At 57.3% G+C, this 12784-nt stretch carries 10 protein-coding genes; 4 read left to right on the top strand and 6 right to left on the bottom strand.

Annotated features, from left to right (window positions below; genetic code table 11):
- Nucleotides 1-37: 37 nt before the first annotated feature.
- The 3 genes from ACR0IU_RS05300 to ACR0IU_RS05290 all read right to left on the bottom strand — a co-directional run bounded on the left by ACR0IU_RS05300 (nucleotide 38) and on the right by ACR0IU_RS05290 (nucleotide 5070).
- Entirely contained in the window at nucleotides 38-2524 is a 2487-nt protein-coding gene (locus tag ACR0IU_RS05300) for a penicillin-binding protein 1A (protein ID WP_480715504.1), read from the bottom strand.
- A 95-nt stretch (nucleotides 2525-2619) separates the two neighbouring features.
- Entirely contained in the window at nucleotides 2620-3840 is a 1221-nt protein-coding gene (locus ACR0IU_RS05295) for an N-acetylmuramoyl-L-alanine amidase (protein ID WP_480715503.1), read from the bottom strand.
- A gap of 66 nt (nucleotides 3841-3906) precedes the next feature.
- Nucleotides 3907-5070, bottom strand: coding sequence for a pyridoxal phosphate-dependent aminotransferase (locus ACR0IU_RS05290; protein ID WP_480715502.1), 1164 nt, complete (start codon nucleotides 5068-5070; stop codon nucleotides 3907-3909).
- Between ACR0IU_RS05290 and ACR0IU_RS05285 the strand changes: the two genes are divergently transcribed.
- From ACR0IU_RS05285 to ACR0IU_RS05270, 4 genes are all read left to right on the top strand, one after another.
- Nucleotides 5069-6454 carry a M48 family metalloprotease gene (locus ACR0IU_RS05285; RefSeq protein WP_480715501.1) on the top strand — a complete coding sequence of 462 codons (1386 nt, stop codon included), beginning with the start codon at nucleotides 5069-5071 and terminating at the stop codon, nucleotides 6452-6454. The genes ACR0IU_RS05290 and ACR0IU_RS05285 overlap by 2 nt on opposite strands.
- Nucleotides 6451-7209, top strand: coding sequence for a DsbA family protein (locus tag ACR0IU_RS05280; RefSeq protein WP_480715500.1), 759 nt, complete (start codon nucleotides 6451-6453; stop codon nucleotides 7207-7209). Before ACR0IU_RS05285 ends, ACR0IU_RS05280 begins: the two co-directional genes overlap by 4 nt.
- 232 nt (nucleotides 7210-7441) lie before the next feature.
- Nucleotides 7442-8050, top strand: coding sequence for a CHAP domain-containing protein (locus ACR0IU_RS05275; RefSeq protein ID WP_170472179.1), 609 nt, complete (start codon nucleotides 7442-7444; stop codon nucleotides 8048-8050).
- 174 nt (nucleotides 8051-8224) lie between these two features.
- Complete coding sequence (locus ACR0IU_RS05270; RefSeq protein WP_480715499.1) at nucleotides 8225-8749, top strand: Rieske (2Fe-2S) protein; 525 nt, start codon at nucleotides 8225-8227, stop codon at nucleotides 8747-8749.
- 13 nt (nucleotides 8750-8762) lie between these two features.
- Here ACR0IU_RS05270 and ispG read toward each other — a convergent pair whose 3' ends face one another.
- From ispG to hemA, 3 genes are all read right to left on the bottom strand, one after another.
- Entirely contained in the window at nucleotides 8763-9884 is a 1122-nt protein-coding gene (ispG, locus tag ACR0IU_RS05265) for a flavodoxin-dependent (E)-4-hydroxy-3-methylbut-2-enyl-diphosphate synthase (protein WP_480715498.1), read from the bottom strand.
- Nucleotides 9885-9954: 70 nt separating this feature from the next.
- Nucleotides 9955-11172 carry a helix-turn-helix domain-containing protein gene (locus ACR0IU_RS05260; RefSeq protein ID WP_170779948.1) on the bottom strand — a complete coding sequence of 406 codons (1218 nt, stop codon included), beginning with the start codon at nucleotides 11170-11172 and terminating at the stop codon, nucleotides 9955-9957.
- Nucleotides 11173-11302: 130 nt separating this feature from the next.
- Nucleotides 11303-12526, bottom strand: a complete 1224-nt coding sequence (hemA, locus tag ACR0IU_RS05255) for a 5-aminolevulinate synthase (RefSeq protein ID WP_480715497.1) — start codon at nucleotides 12524-12526, stop codon at nucleotides 11303-11305.
- Nucleotides 12527-12784 lie beyond the last annotated feature (258 nt).

Genomic DNA, 12784 nt, shown 5'->3' with positions numbered 1-12784 from the left:
GTCACCACAAGACGACTAAGCGGTGAAACTTGGGCGGTCAGTAAAGCCCACCGCCCTGCAGATCACCTTGGCTAGCATTGGGACCGACCGTGATCGTATCACCCGTCGAGGTGGTTACCTGACGACCCGAGCTGGCCTCTTCAAAAAGCGGCAAATCTGAGCCCATCGCGAAGCCACCATCATAGATGCGGTCGATGAAGCCGTCGACGCCATCACGGAAATACTCAGCGACCACGTATTCTCCGCTGGCATCTTCAGGCAAACGCGCGCCGCTGAATCGGTCGATCTTGATGAAGTGGCCGCCAGGAGGCACTTCGAAGGGGCCTCCGCCGTATTTCTCGACGGCCTTTTCCATGAAGCTTTGGAACACAGGGCCACACAGCGTGCCGCCATAGGCCCCCCGGCCCATCGGGCGCGGGCGGTCATAACCGATGTAGCAACCAGCCACGATGTTTGATGTAAAGCCGATAAACCACGCATCCTTGGATTCGTTTGTTGTGCCGGTCTTGCCCGCCGTGGGCACGGGCAAGTTCACGACACGCGACGCGGTGCCGCGATCCACCACGCCTTTCATCATCGACGTCAGCTGATAGGCGGTGATGGCATCCATGACCTGACTGCGATCGGTAAGGATCGTGGGCGATTCATCGGGCTCAAGCCAGCTGGAGTTGCAGTCCACACACTGGCGGTCATCATGGCGATAGATGGTCTTGCCGAACCGGTCCTGAATACGGTCAACCAGAGTCGGCTCAACCCGCTCGCCGCCATTGGCGAACATCGCATAGGCAGCAACCATTTTATATAGCGTGGTTTCCTCGGACCCCAGTGAGTTCGCAAGGAATGCGCCCATACGGTCATAAACGCCAAACCGTTCGGCATACCCCGCAACAACGGGCATGGTGACCTCTTGCGCGAGCCGGATGGTCATCAAGTTCCGCGACATCTCGATCCCAGTGCGCAACGGCGTCGGACCATAGAACTTGTTGGTCGAGTTCTTGGGACGCCAAAGGCCCTGCGGTGTATTCACCTCGATCGGCGCATCCACAACGATTGTGGCTGGGCTATATCCGCTATCCAGTGCGGCTGCATAAACGAAGGGTTTGAAGCTGGACCCAGGCTGCCGCTGCGCTTGCGTGGCGCGGTTGAACACCGTGTCCTGATAAGAAAACCCACCCTGCATCGCGAGAACACGGCCCGAATTCACGTCCATCGCGACAAAGCCGCCCTGCACTTCTGGCACCTGACGGGCAGACCACTGCCCCTCTTCGCCGGCCATTACCAGAATGACATCGCCGCGTTTGAAATTGGCTGCGAAATCACCCTGCATCCACTTGATATCTTCGCGGGGGACGGTGCCATCTGCTGGGCCATCTTCGATCCCGACGGTCAGGGATTGGTCGGCCACGTTCAGAACAACGGCCGGATACCATTGCGTCGGCAGCACCACGTCGCGGGGGATTTCCATGATCGCCAGCGCCTCGCGCCACTGAGCTTCATCTGCCAGCTTCTCTTCAGGGATCACCTCACCCGTACCACGCCATTTCCCGCGCGAGCGGTCGTATTTCTGCAGCGCCGTGCGCAGGGCTTTCGCCGCTTCGACCTGCATTTCTTCATCAACCGACGCCCGGACGGTAAAGCCGCCAGTGAAGAACTCACCTTCACCAAAATCCTCACTCAGCTGGCGGCGGATTTCGTCAGTGAAGTAATCACGGGGTGGCAATGCAGTACGGAAGCTTTCAAAGTCACCGTTTTGGACCGAGCGCAGGGGCATCTCGACCTCGGTCTCATAGGTCGCCTGATCAATATACCCGTTCTGCTGCATTTCGCGCAGCACATAGTTGCGGCGGTTGAGCAGGCGTTCCTTCTGACGAACCGGATGGTAGTCGGACGGCGCTTTGGGCATAGCGGCCAGCATCGCCGCTTCGTGTGGTGCCAGCTCTTGCAGGGTCTTATTGAAGTAAGTCTGCGCCGCGGCGGTCACGCCATAGGAGTTCTGGCCCAGAAATATCTCGTTCATATAGAGTTCGAGGATCTGTTCCTTGTCCAGCGTATCCTCAAGCCGAGTGGCGAGGATGATTTCCTTGATCTTGCGCTCGGCCCGGCGATCGCCGGACAGCAGGAAGTTCTTCATCACCTGCTGCGTGATCGTTGACGCACCACGTACGGTTTCGCCCTTGGTGCGCACGGCCTCGACCCCGGCAGCAATGATACCGCGCGGGTCATAGCCCTGATGGGTATAGAAATTCTTGTCTTCCGCAGAGATAAACGCCTGTTTCACCAGATCGGGGATTTCCTCGGACGGCGTGAACAGACGGCGTTCCTGTGCAAATTCGTCGATCAGCTGTCCTTCGCCCGAGTAAATCCGGCTGATGGTCGGCGGCTTGTATTGCGCCAGTGATTCATGACTGGGCAGGTCGCGCCCATACATCCAGAACACCGCGCCAACGACCAGCGCGGCCATAAAAATACCCAAGGTCACGAGGCTGAAAATCGCCCCGAAAAACGAAAGAATGAACCGGATCACGTTACTGCCTTTTACTCGCGGTGACGCCTATATAGTGTCGCCCCCTCGCAGGGTCAAAACACGAAAGGCTACAATGGCCGTTTTGCGCCGCTGCGTTATTGACCAATCAGCGATCGTTTCACCAAATCGTCCTGACGCCAGTTCTCAAGCCCCAGCACCAGCCCGCGCGCCATCGAGGCCCGCCAGTCCGGATCAGAGATGTTCTTGAAATCACGCGGGCTGGACAAGAACCCCAACTCGACCAACACAGATGGGATGTCTGCGGCCTTCAATACCGAGAATGACGCAGAACGCAGGGGTCTGCGATTCATCGGCCCACCCTGCTGTGCCATACCATCGACCAACGAGCTGGCCAGCGCTTTGCTGCGCGGTTTGGTCTCTTGCCGGGCCAAATCCAGCAGCACATCAGCGACCTGATCGTCCGCTCCGCTCAGATCGATACCCGCAATCAGATCGCCTCGGTCGTGACGTTCAGCCAGCTTCTGGCTGGCAACATCCGAGGCCTCTTCTGACAGTGTGTAGACGACAGCCCCATGCGCCAACCCTTCGGAAAGCGAATCCGCGTGCAGCGAGATGAACACGTCCGCCCCGGCCCTGTGCGCCAAAGCAATGCGCCGCTCTAGCGAGACAAACTGATCGTCGACGCGTGTCATCGCCACTTCGTATCCGCCTGTACGCAGCAGCGCCTCGCGCAGTTCGCGTGCGAAGGTCAGCATCAGCGTTTTCTCATTGGTATCAGCGACTTCGGCACCCGGATCGATGCCCCCATGGCCGGGGTCCAACATGACAAGCAACACATGTTGATCAACGCGCCCGGGCATCGTCGGTGTCACCGCGGGTTCCGGAAGGTCCCACCCTGGCTGGCGCGGAGCACCCGCGCTGGCCGCGAAACTGTCAAAGTCAGTCCCTTTCAGATGCAACGACAAATGTGCAGCACCCGTCGCTTGATCAATCCGCAGATCGGCGGTTTCTACAGCCAAAGGAGCACCAAGCTCCAGCACTAGGCGCGACCAGCCGGGCACATAGGCTCCGTACTGAAAACCACTGATACGGTCAGTTTGAAGGAAGGTCCCGCGGTCCAAACCAGACCAATCGACCTCCTGGAAATCCAGCACCATCCGGTAGGGATCACGCAATGTGAACACGCGGTATGGCACACCCTGGCTGAGGCCAAGGTCCAGCCGCACCCCGGTATTGCCCTCATCGACGATGCGGCTCTGCTCCGGAAGGGCGCGTGCAAGTGCGCTGAAGTCCTGCGCGATAGCGGCACCAGTCAGCGCCCAGATCAGGGCGAGTGCGAAGAAAATCCTGCTCATGGCCTCAAGTTTTCCCGAGATCGTTTGAGGCAGAGCCTATAGCAATCCCCTGCCTTTGTGAACGCATTAGGCCGTTTGCGGGATCGCGCCTCGCTCGGTCATAAAACGCTGCAGCCGATCCAGCCCATCCTGAATGTCTTCGCTCGACCGCGCATAAGAAAAACGCAACTTCGTGTGCCCGCGCACCGGATCGAAATCCAGCCCCGGTGTCACGGCAACCCCGGCCTTGTCCAGAATCTCGGCCGCAAAGGCACGGCTATCCTGCGTCAAATCCGAGACATCTGCGTAGACATAAAACGCCCCATCCGGCGGTGCGATATTGGCAAACCCGGCCTTGGGCAACCCATCCAGCATCAACAGACGATTACGGCGGTAAACATCCAGATTGGCCTGCAGCTCATCTTCGCAATCCATCGCAGCCAATGCCGCCACCTGGCTCGCATGGGGAGCACAAATGAACATGTTCTGCGCAATTCGCTCGACCACGCGCACCTGATCTTCGGGCACAACCATCCAGCCAACACGCCAGCCCGTCATCGAGAAATACTTGGAGAACGAGTTGATCACATAGCACTCATCCGTCAGCTCCAACGCAGTGACGGCTTTGGCTTCGTATTCCAGCCCGTGATAAATCTCGTCACTGATGAACGACGCGCCCTGCCCCTGCGCGGCTTCGATCAGTGCCTGCATCGCGGCATGGTCCAACATCGTTCCTGTGGGGTTCGCAGGTGAAGCAACCATCAATCCCTGCAGATCGAGCCCCGCGAAATCAGCGGGCACTGGTTGCAGCCGGTTTTCAGGCGCAGTCGGCAGATCAACCGGAACCAACCCCAGCGCCTTGAGGATTTGCCGATAAGACGGATACCCCGGTGCCCCGATCCCTACCCGATCACCGCTGTCGAAAAGCGCCGTGAAGGTCAGCAGGAACCCGCCGGACGACCCCGGTGTGATCACCACCCGTTCGGGGTTAAGATCAACATTATACCACTTGCCATACAACCGCGCGATCCGCTGCCTGAGCGCGGGCAAACCCAAAGCCACCGTATACCCCAGCGGCCCCTGTTCCATGGCCCTCGCCAGCGCTTCGGTCGCCCCTTTAGGTGCCCCGGTTCCCGGTTGACCGACCTCCATATGAATGACATGCCGCCCGGCCTCTTCTGCCTTGCGTGCGGCCTCCATCACGTCCATCACGATGAAGGGATCGACCCCGGAACGGGTTGAGTTTCTCATGGCCATCTCCCATGTTGCAGCCATGGCTTTTGAACGCTTATCCCGGCTGGCGTCAATCCCGGCTGTGTTGCTGATCGCAGTGACGTGGTTGGTCAGTGTCGTTCAGACCAACGCGCAAAGCCTGATCCGCGATCCCGATATAGAACACGGCCTACGAGAACTGGCCTTTCCGATCTTGCGCGCGGCTGGCCTGAACACCAACCGGGTTAGGGTGCTGGTGGTAAATGACAGCGTATTCAATGCTTTTGTTATAGACTACAACACCATCTACCTGAATTACGGTCTGATCCTGACTGTCGAAACCCCCGAGATGTTGCAGGCGGTGATCGCGCATGAGGCCGCCCATATCGCCAACGGTCACCTTGCACGCCGTTCGGAAAACCTGCGGGCGGCACAGCGCAACGCGCAGCTAGGCACGCTGCTGGCGCTTGCGGCCGCAGCAGCGGGCGGCGGAGAGGCTGCGGCAGGCATTGCTGTGGGCACTCAGGCTTCGGCATTGCGCAGTTTCTTGGGGCATACACGCGCCGAAGAAGCCTCGGCCGATCGCAGTGCTGCCAGCTATCTGCGTTGGGCTGGGATCTCACCGCGCGGGATGGTTGATTTGCACCGCAAGTTTGCCGGGCAGGAACTGCTGAGCGAAATCAGGCAGGACCCGTATATGCGCTCGCACCCAACCAGCCGAGAGCGCCTTCGCGCGGCTGAGACGTTTCTGGATCAGTATGGTGACAAAGCTAAAAAGAACCCAAACGCAGATTACTGGTTTGCCCGCGTAAAAGGAAAACTGTCAGCCTTCTTGCGATCCCCGACCTGGACTCTACGCCGTGCAGCCGAGGAAACCGACCGCGACATCCGTCTGATGCGTGAAGCATCGGCCTACCACCAGAACCGAGACTTGTCCCGCGCCCGCGCCGCGATTGACGGAGCGTTGGCAATCCGCCCCGATGATCCGTTTTTCTACGAACTGAAAGGCCAGATTCTGTTGGAGAACAGACGCCTGAGCGAGGCTGTTGCAGCCTATGGTGCTGCAGTCGATATGGCACCGAACAATTCTCTGGTTTTGGCGGGGTATGGGCGCGCTCTGCTGGCGGATGGCCAAACCAAGAAAGCCCTGCAAGTTCTTGAAAAAGCAAGGGCAAGAGATTACCGAAACGCCCGATTGATGCGTGATCTTGGCTTAGCCTATTCGCAGGTGGGCAACAATGGAATGGCGTCTGCTGTGACCGCAGAGCGATATGCGCTGCAGGGTCGTCTTGCTGATGCAGGCATCCATGCTAAACGCGCGGTTGCGCAACTCCCCGAAGGATCTCCGGGTTGGCAAAGGGCGCAGGATGTGCTGATTGCCTCGGAGCGCCTGAAAAAGAACAAAAGAAGGAAACGGAAATGATCCTGAGACATGCTGCACCGGCCCTATTGGCTCTTTCCCTGATCACTAGCCCCGCGCAGGCGCTCGACCTGAACGCCATGAGCGACGCAGAGAGAGCCGAGTTTGGCGCGCAGGTGCGCGAATATCTGCTGGCAAATCCGGAAGTGATCATCGAGGCGATCAACATCCTTGAAGAGCGCAACGCCGCAGCCGAGGCGAATGCCGACAAAGAACTCGTCGCTGCCAATGCGGAAGACCTGTTCAACGATGGGTATAGCTGGGTGGGCGGCAACCCAGACGGCGACATAACTCTGGTTGAATTCATGGACTATCGCTGCGGCTATTGCCGGCGCGCCATGCCCGAAGTGGCGACCCTGCTGGCCCAGGACGGCAATATCCGTCTGGTTATTAAGGAATTGCCAATTTTGGGCGATGCCTCGGTCGTGTCATCCCGCTTTGCCATCGCGACCAAACAGGTGGCGGGAGATGATGCATACAAACAGGTTCATGATGCCCTCCTGGCCTTTAGCGGTGAGCCGTCCGAAGTCACCCTGCGCCGCATCTCTGACGGGCTGGGACTGGACAGCGACGCGATCATCGTGGCGATGGACAGTGAAGAAGTCACCGAGGAGATCGCCAAAACCCGCGCGCTGGCACAAAAACTACGAATCTCTGGAACGCCTTCATTTGTTCTGGGCACTGAAATGCTGCGCGGTTACCTACCCGCAGATCAGATGCTGCAGATTGCGAACGGAGTTCGTGCAGAACAAGGTTAAGAGCAGGGGTTGGAATGCTCGCCCGACGTTCACTTTACCGATGGGTTCAACTCACCTTTGGCCCAACAGCCATCTTCATTGGATATTGAGCCTTTTGTGAGACTTCTCTTCAAACCTATCAATTGAATTGAAGCGATTGAGTGGGCTTTCCTGAGCATGCATTGGACCACCTTGGAACTAGGGAACCGGCAAAATTTTGCCGGGACCTTTTTGGGCTCTTTTCACAAGCTGCATGATCACCTTAAAACTCTGTAACCACTCAAACCGTCATCAAAGATTCTTGCAAATCAGCAACCGCAAAACAAATACGATTTGGCCGCGCCTGCCAGTCACCGCCCGCGCTGTGATTGCGATGGGCCTTATCGGTTTTGTCTCGGCCTGCGCTCAGAATCCAAACGATAGTGATCTTGATCCAGAGCGTCAGGCAATGGCGCTGCAAGAGGTTTCGAAAAAGCATGCCCGCGGGCAAAGAGTGTGGTGCGTACCCTACGCCCGAAACCTCAGCGGCATCCAGATCCGCGGTAATGCAAAGGACTGGTGGGGCAAGGCTGGCAATATCTTTGACCGGGGCAATGAGCCAGAGGTTGGTGCTGTGATGTCGTTTCGTGCAACCCGCGGAATGCCTCTGGGTCATGTCGCCGTCGTCTCCGATATCGTCACCAACCGAGAAGTCATCATCAACCATGCAAACTGGCACCGCAACAAAGTGTCGTTGAAAATGGGCGTCATGGACGTATCCAAAAACAATGATTGGACGCTGGTGCGGGTGGAAACCAATCCGGGTCGGTACGGCAGTTCATACCCGGTGAACGGTTTCATATATCCGAAGTTTGCAGAGTAACCCTCTTCGCTATTCCCTTCATAGACGGATGGATAGATTAATATGCACTTCCCAGTGGAAAGGCGTTTCGATTAGCGTTCAATCAAAGCATGATTTACTAAACTGGTTTTGCTCAAGTCTGTTGTGATGAAAAAAGGCGTTATTCTTTATTAATTGACGGGAGGTTGGGCGCTGTTGACAGTTGCAATTGGCGCGCACTTTCTGATGACCAGCATGGAACCAACGGCTGACGTAAAATCCAGCTATCAGGCCAGACTGCACACAATTCCGATAGTAAGCTGGGTACCCGGTGAAATAAAACGCCTGGTTATTCGTGGAAAGCCCGTGGTCATTTGGCGCCGTAGCCCTACGGAAATGGCTTCAGCGATGTCGCAGGCCGACGCGTCCATCCCTTTGAAGGGTTGGGCTGAGGTGCTAAACGACGGATCGCTTGCGAATGCGTTGGGTCCCGAGGAATTTGCCCGCGTGGAATGGTTGATCGTCAGCCCCATAAGCCCTGCAGGTTTGGGATGTATCGTTCTGGCACAGGCTGGTGACTATCACGGTTTCTTCGATCCGTGCCGCGGAGTGCATTTTGATATGTGGGGCCGCCCACAAAAAGGCCCGAGTCACGAGAGGCTGATTACGCAACAGGCATACTTGACCGAAGATCAGCAGGCCCTGGTCCTCGATACCTCTCAATTTCCACTGCCAAAGTAAACGCTAAAAGGCTCTACTCCGCCGCCTCGGCTGCAGCGTCCAACTCCGCCGCCTTCTTTTCGACCTGTTCCACGATGTGATCGATCATCTGATCGTTTGACATCTTGTGGCTGGCTTTTCCCGCCAAATAGACCATGCCAGACCCTGCCCCACCGCCGGTAAAGCCGACATCGGTCATTAGGGCTTCTCCCGGCCCGTTCACCACACAGCCAATGATCGACAGACTCATCGGAGTCTTGATGTGTTCCAGTCGATGTTCTAACGCCTCAACCGTTTTGATCACATCAAAGCCCTGACGCGCGCAGGAAGGGCATGAGATGATGTTCACGCCGCGATGGCGCAGGCCCAGAGATTTCAGGATCTCAAAGCCCACCTTCACCTCCTCCACCGGATCGGCAGACAGGCTGACCCGGATCGTGTCGCCAATGCCCATCCACAGCAGATTGCCCAGGCCGATGGCAGACTTTATCGTGCCCGATACCAGCCCGCCAGCCTCGGTGATGCCCAGGTGAATCGGTGCGTCCGTGGCTTCGGCGATGCCTTGATAGGCGGCTGCCGATAGAAAGACGTCACTGGCCTTCACACTGATCTTGAAATTGTGAAAGTCGTTGTCTTCGAGGATACGGATGTGTTCCAGCCCACTTTCAACCATCGCCTCGGGGCATGGTTCGGCATATTTCTCAAGCAGGTGTTTTTCCAGACTGCCCGCATTCACCCCGATCCGGATCGAGCAATTGTGGTCGCGCGCGGCCTTGATGACCTCTTTCACCCGCTTTTCATCGCCGATGTTGCCGGGATTGATCCGCAAACAAGCGGCACCCGCCTCGGCGGCTTCGATACCACGTTTGTAGTGAAAGTGAATATCAGCCACGATTGGAACCGGGCTTTCGCGCACGATTTCTTTCAGCGCATTGGCCGAGGCCTCGTCCGGCACCGACACCCGAACAATATCCGCGCCGGCCTCTGCTGCCGCCTGAACCTGCGCGACTGTTGCTGCCACATCTGTCGTCAGCGTGTTGGTCATGGTTTGCACAGCAATCGGCGCATCTCCACCAACGGGCACATTGCCCACCATGATCTGGCGAGATTTGCGGCGATAGATGTCGCGCCAGGGACGCACGTGATTAAGGGACATGAGGGAGGGTCCAGATCAGCCTGAGTTGCCCCTTAGATAGTTCGCCAACCCAAGGGGAGCAATGGCTAGATCACTCAGCAGGCGCTTCTGCTGGCTTAGTCTGCAATTCCGCGACCAGTTGCTTGAGCGCGCTGTTCTGTTCGGCCTCAAGATCTGCAACTGCGAATTTTTCGGAAACTGCATCTTTCGAGAGCACAACGCCCTTGGTCACCGTGCCGGGTGCGCCAACCGGACCAAAATGTTCACCATTCATCGAGAAATATACGGATCCTGATGCACCAGCTCGCAATAGCGGAGCCTCTTCGGTCAGGGGCACTTCGAACGTGCTGCCTTGTTCGACGGTACCCAGTGTACCTTCGAAGATGACACTGCCATCAGCGGCCGTTACGCGCATCCACGATGGGTTAACGGCTACGATCTTCAGCGTCGTATCCAGTTGCTCAACCACCTGCGGTAACGCCGGACGCTCGACCGTATGAACTTCAGTCACCTGAATCTGCGGTGGCTCAGGAGCGCGGAAAGTGCCGACTGTACGCGGATCAAGCGTTGAAATCGGGGCATCGCGGGCAACCAGCACCGGTACATCCAGCGCTTGCGGGCGATACAAACGATCCAGCGCTTCTGTGCTTGGTGCATCGACGCTGGCCAATTCGGCCTCCTCGTCCGCCCGCACCTGCGCAGCGTCCAGCGGATCAAGATCAGTCAGTACAACCGGCGCTTGCTCGACCGGGCTGACCTGTACCTGCTGAATTCGGTTCAGAACCGACCAGCCGCCATAGCCAATTCCGCCAATTACGGCCAACAGCACAAGTGTCGAGCCGATGGCCCGCGGTTCGATCTGGCTGACCACGGATTCGCGACCGGGAATATAGGGCGTGTTCGGCGAGACGAAGGGATCACGCCCCATCGACCCGCGAGCGGGCAAACCACCTTGGGCTTTCTTGACTACCGATGCCTCGGCCGACATGCCGTGTGCAACTTCGAATCCGCTCTCCTGACAGAAGCTTGCGAAAGTCTCATCGGGGTTCATCCCCAGATAGCGGGCATAGGAACGCACATACCCAGCGATGAAGCCGGGTGTGTCAAAAGCATCAGGATCAGCATTTTCAATGGCGGCTATGTAGTTGGCTTTGATCCGCAGTTCGCGCTGCACATCCAAAAGAGATTTGCCCATCGTCGCGCGTTCGCCGCGCATAACATCGCCGAGTCGTACCTCATAGTCGTCAAAGCCCTTTGGCCTGACGTCCATGTCTTCTTCGGAATCGCGCTGTGATCTGCGCCCAATCATTCCTGCTGCCCCATCTTTGCCTGTCGCGTGTTGCACGCTAGCGGCGAATCGCCCCTACAACGATTCGTCTAATTCTTTTGTTAGCGTAAGCGTAACACGCAGCAAACTCGTTGCACACTTTAGTGTGACATTACCCGGCAAGTTCGGCGCGATTTAGCGCACAATGTGACCAAAGTTCGTCCATCGCCTGCACCAGACGGTTCATTTCGTCAGGCCCATGCACCGGAGAGGGGGTAAAGCGCAGGCGTTCGGTGCCGCGCGGGACGGTCGGGAAATTGATTGGCTGAACGTAGATTCCATAGTCATCCAGCAACCGGTCGCTAAGGATCTTCGTATGCACGGGATTACCGACGATCACCGGCACGATATGACTGCCATGATCTATCAGCGGCAAGCCCAGCCCCTTGAGCCGCAGCTTAAGAATGCTGGCCTGGGTTTGGTGCTGCTCACGCAATTCCGGTGCGCGCTTGAGATAGGCAACTGAAGCCGCCGCCCCGGCAGCGACCGCAGGTGGCAGGGACGTGGTAAAAATAAAACCGGGCGCGTAAGAGCGGATGGCATCACACATCTTCTCGCTTGCGGCAATGTAGCCCCCCATAACGCCATAGGCCTTGGCCAGCGTTCCATTGATGATGTCGACGCGATGAGCAAGGCGATCCCGCTCAGTCACGCCACCACCACGGGCGCCGTACATACCGACTGCGTGAACTTCATCGATATAGGTCAAAGCTCCGAATTCATCAGCCAGATCACAAATCTGTTCAATCGGACCAAAATCACCATCCATCGAGTAGACTGATTCAAAGGCGATCAGCTTGGGGGCTGCCGGGTCATCGGCCTCGAGCAATTCGCGCAGATGTGCGACATCATTGTGACGGAATATACGCTTGGCCCCACCATTACGGCGCACGCCTTCGATCATCGAGGCGTGGTTCAGCTCGTCTGAATAGATGATCAGGCCAGGAAATAGCTTGGGCAACGTGCTCAGGGTCGCATCATTTGCAATGTAAGCGCTGGTGAACAATAGCGCGGCTTCCTTGCCATGCAGATCGGCCAACTCAGCTTCGAGACGTTTATGATAGACAGTCGTCCCTGATATATTGCGTGTTCCGCCTGAACCCGCACCGGTCGCATCCACTGCCTCATGCATCGCGTCCAGTACCACAGGGTTCTGCCCCATGCCGAGATAATCATTGCCGCACCACACGGTGATGTTCTGCTGTGATCCGTCCGGGCAAGTCCGCACGGCGTGCGGGAATTGACCCTTACGGCGTTCGATATCAATAAAGGTCCGATAACGTCCTTCGTCATGCAGCCTGGCAATCGCAGTATCGAGCTGAGCAGTATAGTCCAACGGACCCTCCTTGGATGCCCGGGTTTATCATAACCCCGGGCGATATTTTTTGCCACATCACAGACGGGCCGAACATATGGCTTCGCGTTCCCCTGTCCGACCTGCCTACAGCCGAACCGTTGAACCCAACTTTGATTTGCATCAAATACCTACTAAGCGGCTATCCGACAAGTAAAGTTACGGCAACCAGACGCGAGGAAACGACGCAGGCAGATTCACCGATTCTTAAGGCAAAACGGGCTGGACGGCCCCGTTTGC

The organism is Ruegeria sp. CL5 (genome assembly GCF_056536485.1).
This window is presented reverse-complemented; position numbering and strand designations above follow the sequence as displayed.

Excerpts from the sequence above, each read along its gene's own strand:
- ACR0IU_RS05285 (WP_480715501.1), top strand. The coding sequence starts at position 5,069 with ATGGCCATCTCCCATGTTGCAGCCATGGCTTTTGAACGCTTATCCCGG.
- ACR0IU_RS05260 (WP_170779948.1), bottom strand. The coding sequence starts at position 11,172 with ATGATTGGGCGCAGATCACAGCGCGATTCCGAAGAAGACATGGACGTC.
- ACR0IU_RS05290 (WP_480715502.1), bottom strand. The coding sequence starts at position 5,070 with ATGAGAAACTCAACCCGTTCCGGGGTCGATCCCTTCATCGTGATGGAC.
- ACR0IU_RS05280 (WP_480715500.1), top strand. The coding sequence starts at position 6,451 with ATGATCCTGAGACATGCTGCACCGGCCCTATTGGCTCTTTCCCTGATC.
- ACR0IU_RS05295 (WP_480715503.1), bottom strand. The coding sequence starts at position 3,840 with ATGAGCAGGATTTTCTTCGCACTCGCCCTGATCTGGGCGCTGACTGGT.
- ACR0IU_RS05275 (WP_170472179.1), top strand. The coding sequence starts at position 7,442 with ATGATCACCTTAAAACTCTGTAACCACTCAAACCGTCATCAAAGATTC.
- ispG (WP_480715498.1), bottom strand. The coding sequence starts at position 9,884 with ATGTCCCTTAATCACGTGCGTCCCTGGCGCGACATCTATCGCCGCAAA.